Raw genomic sequence first — 16,146 nt, forward strand, 5'->3', positions numbered from 1 at the left:
GGTCAGGGCGTCATCCCGGCGGCCTCGGCCACCGTCTTGTCGGCATTGCCCGGTGCCAGGCACACCAGCTTGGCGGTGCCGAGCGCCACGTTCGGGCTGCCCTCGAACGGGCCGCCGGGGTTGTCGGCCAGGATCTGCTCGATGACCCGCGTCTGCGCGTCGTTGTCGAGTGACTTGAATTCCGAGCAGGTGACCTGCGAACCGCTCGCGGCCGCCTTGGACGTGGTCGTGGCCGGTGCGGTGGTGCTCGCGGGCGTGCCCTTGCGCAGGCCGGAGGCGTCGGTGGCTTCGTCGGCGGAACCGCAGCCTGCCAGGATCAGGGTGAGTGCCCCGGCAGTCGCGACGACGGAAGAGATTCGGTTCATCTGCTGGTTTCCCCGGTGGATCGCGGCGCCGGCACGTCCGGCGCGTCGGGTGCAGCGTACAGACTCCGACCTTGGGATGAGCCAATCGATCGCTGATCGTCCACAGCGCTCGGTCCGGGCAGCGGGCAGAATGGCACGGTGGCTGAACTTTCGCTGACCGCTCGCCTCAATCCCTCGGCCGCCGACGCCCGTCGCGGGGTGGTTCGTCTGCATCCGGAGACGCTCACGGCGCTCGGCCTGCGGGAATGGGACGGTATCGCGCTGATCGGCGCGCGGCGCACAGCCGCGGTGGTGGCCAAGGCGCCTGCGGGCAGCCCGCCCGGCGTCGCGCTGCTCGACGACGTGACCCTGTCGAATGTCGGGCTGCGGGAGAACGCGGCGGTGACCGTCGCCCCGGTGACGGTGTTCGGCGCCAAGCAGATCTCGCTGAGCGGTTCGGCGCAGGCGATGGCGAGCATTCCCGCCGCGACGCTGCGCCAGGCGCTGCTCGGCAAGGTGGTGACCGTCGGCGACACGGTGTCGCTGTTGCCACGCGATCTCGGTCCCGATATCAGCTCCGCGGCGACCACTCAGGCGCTGGCGCGCACATTCGGGATCGCCTGGACCACCGAGCTGCTCACGGTCACCGCGATCGATCCCCGACCGGGTCCGGTGAGTGTGCAGCCGAATTCGGCGGTCGGTTGGGGCAGCGGCGCGGCGGCGGTGCAGCACGCGCTGGAGCGCGACGGCAGCGCCATCGACACCCCGCTCGACGCACCGGCGGTGAGTGCGAGCGAGCCGGTGCCGGTGGAGGATCTGGCGGGCGTGCAGACCCAGGCGGCCAAGCTCGCCGAATGGCTGAGTCTGGCGCTCGACGAACCGGAACTGCTGAAAGTCCTCGGCGCACCGGCACATCTCGGCGTGCTCATCACCGGTCCGGCGGGCGTGGGCAAGGCGACCCTCGCCGAAGCGGTCGCCGCACCACGCCGGGTCGTCGTGCTCGACGGGCCGAGCGTCGGGGCGAGCGAGAGCGGCGCGCGGTTGCGTGAGGTCGCCGCGGCGGTCGCCGATATCGCCACCGACCGGGGCGGGGTGCTGATCGTCACCGATATCGACGCGCTGCTGCCGGTGGAGGCGGAACCGGTCGCCACCCTCATCCTCGACCAGTTGCGGGCCGCCGTCCGCGCGCCACGCGTCGCGCTGCTGGCCACCACCGCGCATCCGGCACAGGTGGATTCGCGGCTGCGGGCACCCGATCTGTGCGACCGCGAGCTGGCCCTGCCGCTGCCGACCGCACTCGTGCGTCGCGCGCTACTGGAACAACTGCTGCGCAAGGTGCCGTCGGGCAAGCTCGATCTCGATGTGATCGCCTCGCGCACACCCGGTTTCGTCGTCGCCGACCTGGCCGCGGTGTGCCGGGAGGCGGCGGTGCGCGCGGCGGGGCGGGCCAGCCGGGAGCAGGCCGACCCCGAACTCACCCAGGACGACCTCATCGGCGCACTCGACGTCATCCGGCCGCTGTCTCGTTCGGGCACCGAGGAATTGGCCATCGGCTCCCTCGATCTCGACGACGTGGGCGACATGGTGGAGACCAAACAGGCACTCACCGAAGCTGTGCTGTGGCCGCTGCGCCACCCCGACTCGTTCGCCCGGCTCGGCATCGAGCCGCCGCGCGGCGTGCTGCTCTACGGGCCGCCCGGTTGCGGCAAGACCTTCCTGGTCCGTGCCTTGGCCGGGACCGGACAGCTCAGCGTCCACGCGGTGAAAGGTGCTGAGCTGATGGACAAGTGGGTCGGTTCGTCGGAGCGCGCGGTGCGCGAACTGTTCCAGCGGGCGCGCGACTCGGCGCCGTCGCTGATCTTCCTCGACGAGGTCGACGCGCTCGCCCCACGCCGGGGACAGAGCAGCGATTCGGGAGTGTCGGACCGGGTGGTCGCCGCCCTGCTCACCGAACTCGACGGGGTGGAGCCGCTGCGCGATGTGGTGGTGCTCGGAGCGACCAACCGGCCCGAACTCATCGACCCCGCCCTGCTGCGCCCGGGCAGGCTGGAACGGCTGGTGTTCGTCCCGCCGCCCGACGCGGCCGCGCGGCTCGACATCCTGCGCACCGCCGGTCGCTCGGTGCCTTTGGCCGACGACGTCGACCTGGCCGCCCTCGCCGACGACCTCGACGGCTACTCCGCCGCCGACTGCGCCGCCCTGCTGCGCGAGGCCGCCCTCACGGCGCTGCGCCGCGACATGGCCGCCGCCGATGTCACCGCCGAGGACGTGGCGACCGCCCGCCGCACCGTCCGCCCCTCGCTGGATCCCGCACAGGTCGAATCGCTGCGGGAGTACGCGCGCAACCGGGAATGAACCGCCCCGGGGGGCTGATTTCCCAGGTGGTGCGTGTTTCGCCGGTATCGTCGGAACCGTGCCCAGGATCGGTGATGGTCTGGATGCGGTGACAGCGTTCGCGGGTGCCGCGGTCGCGGGCATGGCGCTGTTCCTGCCGTTCACGTTCCGCACCACCGCCGCCTCGGCGCTCGATTCGCCGTACCGGGTCACCAGCCTGGTCAACAGCGTCCCCCGGGCCGCCGCGCTCGGGCTCATCGTCGCCGTGGTCGTCGCGGTGCTGGTCCGCCCGCTCACCCGGCCGGGGCTGGTCTGGCTCACCGCCACCTGCGCGACGGCGGCACTGGCCGTGAACTACTACATCGGCACCCTGATGACCTCGGCCGATGTGCTGACCACCCAGAACTACATCGACAGCATCTGCGGCGGCGCGGCCTACGGCGCGCTCGGAATCTGCTCGTTGCGGATGCGCTGGCCCGCGGTCGGTTTCGCGGTCGGAACGATCGTGGTGTTCGTGTACGGCGAGGTGGTCGCGATCTTCACCTCGAATTCGACCCAGGCCGACAAGGCCGCGCACAGCCCCACCTGGCTGGTGCTGTGCGCCCTGGTCCTGCTCGCGGTGAACACCGCACGACACCAGCACGGCATCATCCTCGGCGCCCCGCCCCGGCTGGCCGCCGACCTGCCGATCTCCCCGATCATCGCGACCACCCTGCTCGCACTGACCCTGCTGCTCACCACCGAATGGCTCTCGGGCGAATTCGACGGACGACGCGCCAGCACCGCACAGGTGGGTCTCGCGGTTGTCCTCACCGTCGCCGCCGCCTTCGTCACCGCCCTGCTGCTGCCCGATCGTGACGGCGCCGCCGTGCTGCTCGCGGTCAGCCTGGCCGCCGTGGCCGATTCGCTCGGTGACGCGCCGAGCCTCGGCTGGAACCTGCTTGTGGTGATCGCGGTGGTCGTGATCACCGTGCTGGCCGGACTGGCGCGGCCGTCGCCGTGGCCGGTGCTGCTCGGTGCGGCCGCGATCGCGGTCTTCTCGCTGTTCACCGACAATTTCGGCTGGACTGTCACCTGGATGATCGGCACCGGGTTGCTCGCCGCCGTCGCCGGGTACGGCTTCGCCTCGGTGCGGGTGAGTTATCTGCCGAGCGCGGTACTGGCGCTCGGGGCGCTGTATCTGCCGTCGATCCTGTGGGCCATCCCCACCCGCCTGCGCAACTGGCCCGCGGGCGGGGTGAACGCCGACGACCAGGTCCCCGGGTTCACGGCGCTGGCCATCACGATCGGCGCCGCGGTCGCGCTGGCGCTGTTCTACTGGATCAGGCCCGCCGAACCGGCACCCAGGTCATAGCCACACCGGTGCCGACATGGCCGACGCGACAGCCTCGGTGTCGACGCGCATCGTCTCCGCGCCCGTAGGATCGGGGCTCGCCACACGCTAGGAGACCCGGAGGCGCGGTTGCTCGCTGTCCTGCTCGCTCACGCAATGGCCGCGCTCGCGGCCCCGCTGTGCGTGCGAGCGCTGGGCCGCAACGCTTTCTACCTGCTGGCGCTGGTTCCGCTCGGCAGTCTCGGGTGGGTGATCGCGCACTGGGGCGTCACCGTCACCAGCCGGGTGCGGTGGGCACCGCAGATCTCGATGGACATCGACCTGCGCTTCGATTCCCTCGCCGCCGTGATGTGTGTGCTCGTCCTCGGCATCGGCGCGCTGATCCTGGCCTATTGCGGGCGCTATTTCGACCGTGACGAGGCGAGGCTCGGGATATTCGCGGCCGAGCTGGTCGGCTTCTCCGGTGCCATGTTCGGCCTGGTGACCAGCGACAACATGCTGTTGCTCTACGTGTTCTGGGAAATCACGACGGTGCTGTCGTTCCTGCTTGTCGGCCACTACGCCGAGCAGGCCGCGAGTCGCCGCGCCGCGATCCAGGCGCTCCTGGTCACGGCGGCGGGCGGGCTGGCGATGCTGGTCGGCATCGTCATCCTCGGATTGCGCTACGACAGTTTCCTGCTGTCGGACGTGCTGGCCCGCGAATCCCCGCCCGGCGGGATCGCGGTGTCGGTGGCGGTGGTGCTCGTGCTCGTCGGTGCGCTGAGCAAGTCGGCGATCGTGCCACTGCACTTCTGGTTGCCCGGTGCGATGGCCGCGCCGACTCCCGTGAGCGCCTATCTGCACGCCGCCGCGATGGTGAAGGCGGGCATCTATCTGGTCGCCCGCCTGGCACCCGCCCTCGCCCAGACTCCTCCGTGGCATGCGCTCGTGCTGCCGTTGGGGATCGCGTCGATGCTGCTGGCCGGCTGGCGGGCCATGCAGGTGCACGACCTGAAACTGGTGCTGGCGTTCGGCACGGTGAGCCAGCTCGGACTGCTCATCACCATGATGGCCATCGGCACTCCGGATGCCGCGCTCGCCGGGCTTGCGCTGCTGGTGGCGCACGGGCTGTTCAAGGCGTGCCTGTTCATGGTGGTCGGCATCATCGATCACGGTGCGGGCACTCGTGATCTGCGCCGGTTGTCGGGGCTCGGGCGGCGCGCGCCGGTGCTGTGCGCGGTGGCGGCGACCGCGGCGATCAGTATGGCGGGGTTGCCGCCGATGCTCGGGTTCGTCGGCAAGGAATCCGCCTTGAGCGCGGTGTGGGCGGCACAGGTGTTCAGCCCACCCGTACGGGTGCTGCTGCTGACCGGCATAGCTGTCGGTTCGGCCCTCACCGTCGCCTACAGCGCGCGGTTCCTGTGGGCCGCGTTCGGCACGAGCCCCGGCGTCACGACAACCTGGCACGCGCCGGGACCGCTGCTGGTCGGCCCGCCTGCCGTGCTCGCGGTGGCCGGGCTGGCGGGTGGGTTCGGCGCCGGGGTCGTCGACGAGTGGCTGAGCCCGTACGCGAAGACCCTGCCCGGTGTCCTCGACGGGGCGCTCGCGCTGTGGCACGGCTTCACGCCCGCCCTCGCGCTCACCGCCGTCATCGTGCTGGTCGGTTTCGCATTGTTCTTGGTACGCAACAGGATTCACGAACCAGCCCGACCGCGACTAGGCAATGCCGACCGGGGTTACGACGCCGCGCTGCGGGCGATGGACCGGCTCTCGCTTCGCCTCACCGGCACGGTGCAGTCCGGTTCGCTGCCCGTCAGCCAGGCCTTCATCCTCTGCACGCTCATCGTGCTGCCCGCCGTGATGCTCGCGACCGGGACCCGCACGGGAATCACCCTGCACCTGTGGGATTCACCGTTGCAGGCGGTGATCGGCGCGATCATGATCGCCATGGCCCTCGCGGCGACGGTGCTGCGCAACAGGTTGGCCAGTGTGCTCGTGGTCGGTGTCACCGGATACGGCTGCGGCGTGATCTTCGCGCTACACGGCGCACCGGACCTCGCGCTCACCCAATTCCTGGTCGAGACACTGACACTGGTGATCTTCGTGCTGGTATTGCGCGGATTCCCGGCCGAGATCGCCGACGGCTACGCCGCCGCGTTCAAGGTCCGTCGCGCGCTGCTCGCCATCGCGGTCGGCGTCACCGTGACGGTACTCGCCGCGTTCGCCTCCGCCGCCCGGCACAGCGAACCGATCTGGCGCACCATCCCCGACGCCGCTTACCGGGTGGGTGGCGGCAAGAACGCGGTGAACGTGCTGCTCGTCGACATCCGCGCCTGGGACACCCTCGGCGAGATCTCGGTCCTCGTCGTCGCCGCCACCGGCGTGGCCTCGCTGGTGTTCCGCAGCCGCCGCTTCGGCAGCGCGCCCCGCGCCGCCGACGCACCGAACTACAACCCCGACGCGGTGAGCTGGCTGCCCGCCGCCCGGCTGCTCGACCGGCGCGAACGGTCGATGGTCCTGCAGATCACCACCCGACTGCTGTTCCCGACCATCATGGTCCTGTCGGTGTACTTCTTCTTCTCCGGCCACAACGCGCCCGGCGGCGGCTTCGCCGGTGGCCTGCTCGCCGGGCTCGCCCTCACCCTGCGCTATCTGGCGGGTGGACGCTACGAACTCGGCGAGGCCCTCCCGGTCGACGCCGGCCACCTCCTCGGCGCGGGCCTGGTCCTCGCCGCCGGGACGGCCACCACCTCGCTGCTGCTCGGGGCCCCACCGCTGTCCTCGGCGATCATCGAGATCACCGTGCCGGTGCTCGGCCACATCAAACTCGTCACCGCCATGTTCTTCGATCTCGGCGTGTACCTGGTGATCGTCGGCCTCACCCTCGACGTGCTGCGCAGCCTCGGCGCCCGCCTGGACAAGGAGATCTCATGAGCGCCAACCTCGTCATGCTGCTCACGATCGGCGCGCTCACCGCCTGCGGGGTGTATCTGGTGCTCGAGCGGGTGGTGTCGAAGATGCTGCTGGGGATCATCCTGCTCGGCAACGCGGTGAACCTGCTGATCCTCACCATCGGCGGCGGACCGGACGGGAACCCACCGGTGCTGTCCGGCTCGGACACCTCGCCCGACGGCCTGGCCGATCCGCTGGCCCAGGCGATGGTGCTCACCGCCATCGTCATCACGATGGGCTTGGCCGCGTTCGTGCTCGCCCTCGCCTACCGCTCCTACCGGCTGACCACCACCGAAGACGTCCGCAACGACCCCGAGGACACCCAGGTCGCGGCCCGGCGCGAGAGCGAGGACCCGGCCGAATGACCCTCTCCCCGCAGTTGCTTCCCGACCTCGCCGCGCTGCCGGTGCTTGTCCCCCTGCTCGCCGCCGCGGTCACCCTGATCTTCGGGCGCCGACCGCGCGTCCAGCGGCTGGTGTCGATGGTCGCGCTGTCGGGTGTGCTCGTCATCAGCGCGCTGCTGCTGTATCTCGCCGATCGTGACGGCACGACGGCGGTGCAGGTGGGCGGCTGGCCGACCCCGATCGGGATCACCCTCGTCGTCGACCGGCTCAGCGCGGCGATGCTGCTGGTCTCGGCGTTCGTCCTGCTCCTCGTGTCGATCTACGGTGCGGGGCAGAACATCTCCGACGGCGACGAGAACCAGCCCACCTCCATCTACCGGCCCACCTACCTGGTGCTCACGGCCGGTGTGTCGATGGCGTTCCTGGCCGGTGACCTGTTCAACCTGTTCGTCGGGTTCGAGCTGCTGCTCGCCGCCTCGTTCGTGCTGCTCACCGTCGGCGCCACCGAGGAACGCATCCGCACCGGCATCGCGTACGTGATGGTGTCGATGGTGTCGTCGATGATCTTCCTGATCGGCATCGGCCTCACCTACGCGGCCACCGGCACCCTGAACCTCGCGCAACTGGCCGTCCGGCTCGAGGCGACACCGCAGGGGGTGCGCACGGCCTGCTACGCGGTGCTGCTCGTGGCGTTCGGGATCAAGGCGGCGGTGTTCCCGCTGTCGAGCTGGCTGCCCGACTCCTATCCCACCGCGCCCGCGCCGGTGACCGCCGTGTTCGCGGGCCTGCTCACCAAGGTCGGTGTGTACGCGATCATCCGGACGCACACGCTGTGGTTCCCGGACGGCGCGTTCGACGACATCCTGCTGATGTGTGGACTGGCGACCATGCTCGTCGGCATTCTCGGCGCGATCGCCCAGACCGACATCCGGCGTCTGCTGTCGTTCACGCTTGTGAGCCACATCGGATACATGGTTTTCGGTATCGGGCTGGCCGGGTCGGCCGGGCTCACCGGCGCGGTGTTCTATGTGGCCCACCACATTCTGGTGCAGACGGCGCTGTTCCTCGCCGTCGGCTTGATCGAGCGCCAGGCCGGGTCGGTGTCGCTGCGCCGCCTCGGTGGGCTCGCCTCGGCGAGTCCGCTACTCGGACTGCTCTTCCTGATACCGGCGCTGAATCTCGGTGGCATTCCGCCGTTCTCGGGCTTCATCGGCAAGGTGACCTTGCTAGAGGCGGGTGCGGCCGACGGCAGCGTGCTGGCCTGGGTGCTGGTCGCCGGTTCGGTGATCACCAGCCTGCTCACGCTCTACGCGGTGGCGCGCGTCTGGGGCAAAGCGTTCTGGCGTCCGCGCGAAGAAGCACCCGAGGGTCATCTCAGCGCCGCGAAACCGCCCACCCTGGTGGAGGATTCGACCGACGTGCAATACGAGGACCGCACCGACCCCGGCCGGATGCCCGCGCTGATGGTGCTCGCCACCGCCGGGCTGATCACCGCGGGCCTCGCGCTCACCGTGTTCGCCGGGCCCGTGCTCGGTATCGCCGAACGTGCCGCGGCCGATCTGAACGACCCGTCGGTGTATATCGAATCCGTCCTCGGCGGGCAGGAGCCGCGATGATCGTGTTGCGCCGGCTCGTGAACCGGCAGAACGTCTTACGACTCGGCGTCCTCGCCTGGCTGACCGCCGTGTGGGTGGCCCTGTGGGGCGATCTCAGCGCGGCCAATGTGCTCGCCGGTGGAGTGGTCGCGCTGATCGTCGTGTTCGCGCTTCCGCTGCCACGGATCCCGGTGACCGGCCGGTTCCATCCGCTCTCGTTCCTCGAATTGATCGCCGCGGCGACCTATTACGCACTCGAGTCGAGCGTGCAGGTGGCCTGGTTCGCGCTGCGGCCCGCGGGTCCGCCGGTGTCGGGTGTGCTGCGCGTGGCCCTCGGCATCCAGTCGGATCTGGTGTTGGTGATCTGTACCGATCTGCTCAATCTCATTCCCGGCACCATGGTGCTCGAGATCGACCGTCAGCGCTGCGTGGTGTACGTCCACGTGCTCGATGTGGGCAGCGACAAGGCGGTCGACGACTTCTACCGCACCACCCGCCGCCTGGAACGTCTCATCATCGACGCCTTCGAACGACCAGGCGAGCGGCATCACGGACCGGAGGTTCAGGTATGACCGTCGTCGCCGTCATCGCGGCGGTGCTGCTGTCGTTCGCCGCCATCTGCACCGCCTACCGCGTCCTGGCCGGACCGAGCACCCTCGACCGGGTGGTCGGGATCGACTCGCTGATGGCCATCGCCGCGTCCGGGCTCGCGGTGTGGGCGGCCTACAGTAACGACACCACCGTCATTCCGGCGATCGTCGCGCTGGCCCTCGTCGGTTTCCTCGGCTCGGCCGCGGTGACGCGCTTTCGCGTGCGGGACGACCGATGAGCGGCTGGGAGTGGGTGTCGGCGCCGCTGATCGTGCTCGGCTGTGTCCTCGCGTGCACCGCGGCACTGGGGATCGTGCGCTTCCCCGACACCCTCACCCGGATGCACGCGGCGACCAAACCGCAGGTGATCGGCCTGATCATGGTTCTCATCGGCACCGGGATCGATTTGCGCGGCGACGCGAATGTGTGGATGCTCGTGCTCACCGCGCTGTTCACGATCATCACCGCACCGGTGGTCGCGCATCTGCTCGGGCGCACCGCCTACCGCGAGCAACGACACCGCGACGGCCTGTTGCGCGTCAACGAACTCGGCGACGAGGTGGACTGACTACACCCGGACCGCGGCCGCTGCCCGCTCGGGCGCGGCGGCGAACCAGGTGAGATGGAAGGCCACGGCGACCGCCGCGAGCAGCCCGATCACGACGGCGCCGGCCAGCACCGGGTACTGCGCCATCTCGACCGCCAGGTAGCGGTAACCGAGCAGCAGACCACCGAACACGGCCGATCCGAGGGCGACCAGGCGGATCCGCGCCGCGTCCCAGCCCCGCTCGGGTGCGCGCAGCGCCGATTCGACGGTCAGGCACAGCACCACACCCGCCACCAGATCCACGCCGTAGTGGTAACCGAAACCGAGCGTCGCCGCGACCGTCGCGGCCAGCCAGAACGCGCCGCCCCACCGCAACCACGCGGGGGCGCGGCTGCCGTCCACATCGCGACGCGTGTGGATGAACAGCGACAGCGCCCAGGCGGTGTGCATCGACGGCATGCAGTTGCGCGGGGTGAACTCGTCGAACGGCAGCGGTGCCGGGCTCTGCCCGATCGGCGGCAGCGCCGAGGGCCAGAAGTTGCCGAGCTGGAAACCGTTGCCGTCGGCGCCGAAGGCGAACATCGGGCCGACCACGGGGAACAGCACATAGAACAGCGGCCCGACCAACCCGAGCACCAGGAACGTGCGAACCAGATAGTGCCCCGGCCAGATTCCCGTGGTGACCACGCGGCGCAACTGCCACACCGCGACAACGATGGCCGCCACCGGCAGCTCGATGTAGACCCAGTGCAGCACCGCGTACACCTCGGGACCGAGGACCTCGAGCACCCGGCCGACCACCCACGACGGGTCGCCGAGCGCGTGATCGGCGAGCAGCAGGTATTCGTCGAGCACCGTCGGGTGAACCGCCGAGGTGACGTGCAACCACACGTCGCCGACCTTCGTCGCCAGGATGAGCAAGGCACCCAGTGCCGCTGCCTTCAGCGCGTCGGTACGTTCGCGTCCCTGCCAGCGCACCGCCGCGATGATCGCGAGGGCGGTGAGCACGATGGTCGGCCCGTTGCCGACGGTGAACGGTTTACCGTCGAGCAGCCGCAGCGCGACGAACACCGCGTCGATTCCGATCGCGGCACTCACCGCGAACACCCGCCTGCGCGCCGACACCCCGACCAGCGCGAGGACGAGCCCGGCCCACGGAACCGACATCGACTTGGGCGTGCCGACATAGTCGCGCGCCAAGCTGGCGAGTGGTCCTTCGAAGCCGCTGATCGACGCCGCGATCTGCAGGCCGATCAGCAGTAGCAGGACCGCCGACACCGCGACCGCGGCGAGCGTCCTCGGTTCGCGCAGACGGGAACCGAGGGTGGCACCCCCCGCGGCAGCACGCGGATGTTCGACAAGCATCCACCCATCGTAAACGGCGGGTTAACGCCACCGGGCTGGGTAGTTGAACGCTACTGATCCAGCTCGCGCACGAGCGAGTCGACCACCGCGACAAGATCACCCTGGGACTGCGCGGCAACCCGGCGTTGACGCTGGTAGGAGGCACCGTGGCGGGGAATCTCGGCCACGGCGGCGAGCTCGTCGGCGCAGCCGAGACGGCGTGCGGTCGGCTCCAACCGGGTGAGCAGGTCCATCAGATCGTCTGTGACCAAACGCTCATTACTCGCGTCGTCGACGATCACGATGGCGTCGAGTCCGTAGCGCGCGGCCCGCCACTTGTTCTCTTGCACGTGCCACGGCGGCAGGGTCGGCAGCTCTTCACCGTTGTCGAGGCGTTGTTCCAGATCGACGACCAGGCAGTGGATCAGCGCGGCCACCGAGGCGAGTTCGGCGCGGCTGGACAGCCCGTCGCACACCCGGATCTCGATGGTGCCCCACTTGGGCGCGGGCCGGATGTCCCAGTGCATGCCGCCGAGTTGTTCGAACACACCGGTTTTCATCTGGTCGTGCACGAAACCCTCGAACTGGCGCCAGTTCTCGAACTGGAACGGCAGTCCGGCGGTGGGCAACTGCTGGAACATCAGCGCGCGGTTGCTGGCGTAACCGGTGTCGTCGCCGGACCACATCGGCGAGGACGCCGAGAGCGCGAGCAGATGCGGGTACGACAGCAGCAGCGAGTTCAGGATGGGAAAGACCTTGTCGCGGTGCGAGATTCCCACGTGCACGTGCACACCCCAGATGAGCATCTGACGGCCCCACCACTGGGTGCGCTCGATCAGCTCGTCGTAATGCGGTGAGCGCGTGAGCTGCTGGGCCGACCACTGGGCGAACGGATGGGTGCCCGCGCAGAACAGGTCGACTCCGAGCGGGTCGGCCGCGCGGCGCACGGCATCCATCGTGGTGCGCAGGTCCTCGACCGCGCCGCCGACGGTCTCGTGCACACCGGTGACCAATTCCACCGTATTGCGCAGCAATTCCTTGGTGACCTGCTGCGTCCCGTCGTGGGCGCGCAGGTCGCCGACGGCGTCGAAGACCGCCGAGGCGGTATTGGACAGATCGCGCGTGACCTTGTCGACGAGCGCGATCTCCCATTCGATGCCGATTGTCGGCCGGGGCGAACCGCGAAACGGCACCGGCTGAATTGCCCCGGCCATCAGCAGGTCTCGCTAACCGACGACGCCGCAGGCCACTCGGGCACCCGCGTCACCGGTGGACAGGGTGGTCTCGTCCGGGCCCGTGCCGCCTTCCCGGGTGTAGCGCGGCGGGATGTTGCCGAAGTTGTCGGCACCCGCGTGCACGATCAGGGCCTTGCCCTTGATGTTGTCGAGGGTGATGCTGTCGGTGCGGGTGACCAGCTTGGCCGAGCCGTCGGCACCGACCTGCAGGGAGGTGAGGTCGCCGCTGGCCGGGTGCGCGGTGGCCCCGCCGACCTGCAGATGCCCACCGGCCGAGGTGAAGTCGCCCTCGCAGGTGCCGTTCTGGTGGAAGTGCAGGCCGTGGAAGCCGGGGGTCAGTCCCTGCGCCTCGACGGTGACGACCAGGTGGTTGCCCTCGGCGACGATGGTCGCGGTGCCGACACCGGCGCCCGCGCTGTTCTTCAGCTCGGCCTTCAGACCGCCGGTCGAGGCGCCGTGGTCGCCACCGTGCGCGCCGGGTTCGCCGGAGGCGGAGGGAGCCGGATGGCCGGTGCCGTGGTCCTCGCCACCGCCCGCGGGGGCGGACGAGCCGGTCCACACCGGCGGCGTGGTGCCCTTGACGTCACTCGACTCCTGGCTGTTGGTGCAGGCGGCGAGCCCGAACGCGGCGACCGCGACAACCGGGGTCACAATGCGCCAGGACGGGCGACGAGTGGACGACGTGGCCATCAGGGGACTCCTTATCGGACTGGGGCAGTACCGCTGAAGATGATGCCACAGCGCGAACACGCCCTGCGGCACCGCGTGCCGTGCCGGCTCAGCGTCCTGTCAGGACGACGACGACACCGGGCGTGGCGTCGGCGGTCTTCGGGGCAACGGTTCCGCCGACCTGCGCGGCGATCTCGGCGGCCGCGGCCTCTTCGCCCGGTGCGGTGCCGTAGTACACCGTGGTCGTCGTGAGGTTCGAACCGCTGTAGTTGCCGGTGCTCACATTGGTCCAGCCCGCCGCGCCGAGTTCGCTCGCGGTGCGCGCCGCCAGACCCGCGACGAGGCTGTTGTTCAGGACGCGGACGGGAATGTCCTTGTCGCTCGTCGCCGCGGCCTGCGTGGTGGTCGTTGTCGTGGTCGTCGGCGCGACGGTGGTTGTCGTCGTCGGGGCGGCGGCCGCGCTGGTGGTGGTCGGGGCGGCCGTGGTCGCCGGGGCCTGCGCCACCGCGCTCGAGGTGGTGGTCTCGGTCTGCTCGACCGGATCGGCCGCCTCGGCACCGGAATTCGACAACGACATCGCACCCAGACCGGCGAAGACGATGGCCAGCGCGATCAACACCATCGCCAGCGCGCGCAGCGGTGGGCCGCCGGGGGTGGGATTCGGGTTGCTCACCCGCGCAACCCTAGTCGCATCGGCCGCCATGTCGCTCGCATCTCAGACCTGGAACCCGAGTTTGCGGGCGGCGCGCGCCTTCTGCCTGCTCGCGCGCAACCGGCGCAGTCGCTTGACCAGCATCGGGTCGGCCGCGAGTGCTTCTTCCTTGTCGACGACGGCATTGAGCACCTGGTAGTACCTGGTGGCCGACATCGAGAACAGTTCGCGGATCGCGTCTTCCTTGGCGCCCGCGTACTTCCACCATTTGCGTTCGAAGTCGAGGATGTCGAGTTCACGCCGACTGAGACCGGAGCCATCGTCGGCCGAATCCTGGGGGATGTGCCGAGCCGCTGCGCCGTCCATCTTGCTCCCTCGCCGAGTATCACGAGATGAAAATGACGCTTGCACGTCGCGGATCATTCAACCATGAGCCCGCCCGATCCTTCGACCGCTGCCCCGGCGTGTTGACTGCGGGCCAGTAGGAGTGTCGCGGCGCACAGGGGCCGCCGCTCGCGCGGGCGATCCTGCGGCGATAATGGCCACCATGGCAATTCTCCCGATCGTGATCGTCGGTGACCCCGTTCTCCACACCGCTACCGCCCCGGTGACGGAGACCCCGGCGGAGCTGGCCGGGCTGATCGCGGACATGTACGAAACGCTCGAGGCCTCCAAGGGTGTCGGCCTCGCGGCCAACCAGGTCGGGGTCGGCAAGCGGCTGTTCGTCTACGACTGCCCCGATTTCGACGCCGAGGGCAAGCAGATCCGCCGCAAGGGCGCCGTCGTCAACCCGGTGCTCGAGACCTCCGAGATCCCGGAGACCATGCCCGATCCCGACGACGACGAAGAGGGCTGCCTGTCGGTGCCCGGTGAGCAGTTCCCCACCGGCCGCGCCGACTGGGCGCGCGTCACGGGCACCGACGAGCACGGCGAACCGGTCGACATCGAGGGCACCGGATTCTTCGCGCGCATGCTGCAGCACGAGGTGGGCCACCTCGACGGCTTCCTCTACGTCGACGTGCTGATCGGCCGCAACGCCCGCGCCGCCAAGAAGGCGATCAAGCGAAACGGTTGGGGCAAGCCGGGTTTGAGCTGGGTCCCGGGCACTGTGCCCGACCCCTTCGGCAATGACTGATACATGGCGGCTGGCGCCGCGGGTTGTCGGCCTGTTCCCTCGATCTTCCCTCCCTCCGGGCACTCCTTCGTCGCACCCTCCGGTCAGTCCAGATCGAGGCGGCCGACAACCATGACGGACATCCCCATAGGCAAGCGGGTGGTGATGCGGTATCAGCTGCCCGCGGGTTATCCACAACCGCTCACCGATGTGATCGGCGAGCTGGTGTCGATGACGCCGCCCTCGGTGCGCACCGCCGAGGGCGAGGTGGTTTCGGTCGCCCCGGATCGGGTCGTCGCGCTGAAGGCGTTGGGGCCGAGGCCGATTCGGACCAAGGAGATCCGGTCGCTGGAGACGGCGGCGGCAGGCGGCTGGCCCGGTGTCGAGCACACGTGGATCGACGGCTGGCTGGTCCGCGCGGGCAACGGATACACCGGCCGAGCGAATTCGGCTGTGCCGCTCGGTGAGTCGGGCGTGCCCGCCACCTTGTCGATCGAGACGATGCACCGGATCGCCGACTGGTACACCGCGCGCGGTCTGCCGCTGCTGCTGCAACTACCCGACCGGCTCGCCCCGGTTCCGCCCGGCTGGAACAGCTGGAGCGAGACCGTGGTGCTCGGCCTGGACATCTCGAACTTCGTGCTGCCCCAGGGCCCTTCGATGGTTCGCATCGCCGCGCAACCGGACGAGGGCTGGTTGCGCACCCACCGCTACCGCGGCGAGATCCCGCTCGACCCGGCCGTTCGCGAACCCGACCGTGACGTACTCACCTCCGTCCTCGACGGCACCGTCGGCTTCGCCACCCTCGGTGTGCCCGAAGCCCTCGCCATCGGGCGCGGCGCGGTGACCACGGCGCCGGACGGCCGGCGCTGGGTCGGCCTCACCTGCGTCGCCGTGGCCGCCGCGCACCGCCGCAACGGCCTGGCCACCCTGGTCTGCGCCGAGTTGATCCGCTGGGGCGCCGACCAGGGCGCCACCCACGCCTACGTCCAAGTCGAAGTCGGCAACGCCACCGCATTGGCCCTCTACCGCGAACTCGGCTTCATCGAACACCACTCCTACCGCTACGCCGCGCCGCAGGGATGACCCCCGGTAACCTCGGTAGATACCCCCG

General features: G+C 69.8%; 16 protein-coding genes. 10 read left to right on the forward strand and 6 right to left on the reverse strand.

The features are described 5' to 3' along the window. Positions 1 to 2: 2 nt before the first annotated feature. Positions 3 to 365, reverse strand: coding sequence for a hypothetical protein (locus tag ACWEVR_RS08970; RefSeq protein ID WP_067484587.1), 363 nt, complete (start codon positions 363 to 365; stop codon positions 3 to 5). A 138-nt stretch (positions 366 to 503) separates the two neighbouring features. Here ACWEVR_RS08970 and ACWEVR_RS08975 point away from each other — a divergent pair, with 138 nt between their 5' ends. From ACWEVR_RS08975 to mnhG, 8 genes are all read left to right on the forward strand, one after another. Then, positions 504 to 2,699 (forward strand): AAA family ATPase, encoded by a 2,196-nt coding sequence (locus ACWEVR_RS08975; protein WP_452466429.1) that lies wholly within the window; start codon positions 504 to 506, stop codon positions 2,697 to 2,699. A gap of 58 nt (positions 2,700 to 2,757) precedes the next feature. Further along, positions 2,758 to 4,032 (forward strand): hypothetical protein, encoded by a 1,275-nt coding sequence (locus ACWEVR_RS08980; RefSeq protein ID WP_452466430.1) that lies wholly within the window; start codon positions 2,758 to 2,760, stop codon positions 4,030 to 4,032. Between the two features lie 108 nt (positions 4,033 to 4,140). After that, positions 4,141 to 6,924 (forward strand): Na+/H+ antiporter subunit A, encoded by a 2,784-nt coding sequence (locus ACWEVR_RS08985; protein ID WP_452466431.1) that lies wholly within the window; start codon positions 4,141 to 4,143, stop codon positions 6,922 to 6,924. Then, positions 6,921 to 7,307 carry a Na(+)/H(+) antiporter subunit C gene (locus ACWEVR_RS08990; RefSeq protein ID WP_452466432.1) on the forward strand — a complete coding sequence of 129 codons (387 nt, stop codon included), beginning with the start codon at positions 6,921 to 6,923 and terminating at the stop codon, positions 7,305 to 7,307. Before ACWEVR_RS08985 ends, ACWEVR_RS08990 begins: the two co-directional genes overlap by 4 nt. After that, the gene (locus ACWEVR_RS08995) at positions 7,304 to 8,902 is read left to right on the forward strand and encodes a Na+/H+ antiporter subunit D (protein WP_452466433.1); all 1,599 of its coding nucleotides are present in this window, start codon (positions 7,304 to 7,306) and stop codon (positions 8,900 to 8,902) included. The genes ACWEVR_RS08990 and ACWEVR_RS08995 overlap by 4 nt, the downstream gene beginning before the upstream one ends. A 17-nt stretch (positions 8,903 to 8,919) precedes the next feature. Then, the gene (locus ACWEVR_RS09000; RefSeq protein WP_452466533.1) at positions 8,920 to 9,453 is read left to right on the forward strand and encodes a Na+/H+ antiporter subunit E; all 534 of its coding nucleotides are present in this window, start codon (positions 8,920 to 8,922) and stop codon (positions 9,451 to 9,453) included. Further along, positions 9,450 to 9,710, forward strand: a complete 261-nt coding sequence (locus ACWEVR_RS09005) for a monovalent cation/H+ antiporter complex subunit F (protein WP_067484569.1) — start codon at positions 9,450 to 9,452, stop codon at positions 9,708 to 9,710. The genes ACWEVR_RS09000 and ACWEVR_RS09005 overlap by 4 nt, the downstream gene beginning before the upstream one ends. Beyond that, positions 9,707 to 10,039, forward strand: coding sequence for a monovalent cation/H(+) antiporter subunit G (mnhG, locus tag ACWEVR_RS09010; protein WP_067484566.1), 333 nt, complete (start codon positions 9,707 to 9,709; stop codon positions 10,037 to 10,039). The genes ACWEVR_RS09005 and mnhG overlap by 4 nt, the downstream gene beginning before the upstream one ends. Here the strand turns inward: mnhG and ACWEVR_RS09015 are convergent, their stop codons facing one another. The 5 genes from ACWEVR_RS09015 to ACWEVR_RS09035 all read right to left on the reverse strand — a co-directional run bounded on the left by ACWEVR_RS09015 (position 10,040) and on the right by ACWEVR_RS09035 (position 14,284). Then, on the reverse strand, positions 10,040 to 11,383 hold the full coding sequence (locus ACWEVR_RS09015; RefSeq protein ID WP_452466434.1) for a DUF5933 domain-containing protein: 1,344 nt from the start codon (positions 11,381 to 11,383) through the stop codon (positions 10,040 to 10,042). 50 nt (positions 11,384 to 11,433) lie between these two features. Further along, positions 11,434 to 12,576: a glutamate--cysteine ligase gene (locus ACWEVR_RS09020; RefSeq protein WP_452466435.1), complete on the reverse strand. Its 1,143-nt coding sequence runs from the start codon at positions 12,574 to 12,576 to the stop codon at positions 11,434 to 11,436. A gap of 12 nt (positions 12,577 to 12,588) precedes the next feature. Continuing rightward, positions 12,589 to 13,287 (reverse strand): superoxide dismutase[Cu-Zn], encoded by a 699-nt coding sequence (gene sodC, locus ACWEVR_RS09025; protein WP_452466436.1) that lies wholly within the window; start codon positions 13,285 to 13,287, stop codon positions 12,589 to 12,591. Positions 13,288 to 13,375: 88 nt separating this feature from the next. After that, positions 13,376 to 13,939 carry a LytR C-terminal domain-containing protein gene (locus tag ACWEVR_RS09030; protein WP_067484555.1) on the reverse strand — a complete coding sequence of 188 codons (564 nt, stop codon included), beginning with the start codon at positions 13,937 to 13,939 and terminating at the stop codon, positions 13,376 to 13,378. 42 nt (positions 13,940 to 13,981) lie between these two features. Next, the gene (locus ACWEVR_RS09035; RefSeq protein WP_067484553.1) at positions 13,982 to 14,284 is read right to left on the reverse strand and encodes a DUF3263 domain-containing protein; all 303 of its coding nucleotides are present in this window, start codon (positions 14,282 to 14,284) and stop codon (positions 13,982 to 13,984) included. A 181-nt stretch (positions 14,285 to 14,465) separates the two neighbouring features. Between ACWEVR_RS09035 and ACWEVR_RS09040 the strand changes: the two genes are divergently transcribed. Together ACWEVR_RS09040 and ACWEVR_RS09045 are read left to right on the forward strand one after the other, a co-directional pair. Next, a complete protein-coding gene (locus ACWEVR_RS09040) occupies positions 14,466 to 15,053 on the forward strand; it encodes a peptide deformylase (protein ID WP_452466437.1) in 588 nt (195 codons plus the stop codon). A 111-nt stretch (positions 15,054 to 15,164) separates the two neighbouring features. Continuing rightward, positions 15,165 to 16,118 carry an N-acetylglutamate synthase, CG3035 family gene (locus ACWEVR_RS09045; protein ID WP_452466438.1) on the forward strand — a complete coding sequence of 318 codons (954 nt, stop codon included), beginning with the start codon at positions 15,165 to 15,167 and terminating at the stop codon, positions 16,116 to 16,118. The last annotated feature ends 28 nt before the right edge of the window (positions 16,119 to 16,146 follow it).

This window comes from Nocardia sp. NPDC003979, assembly GCF_053605015.1.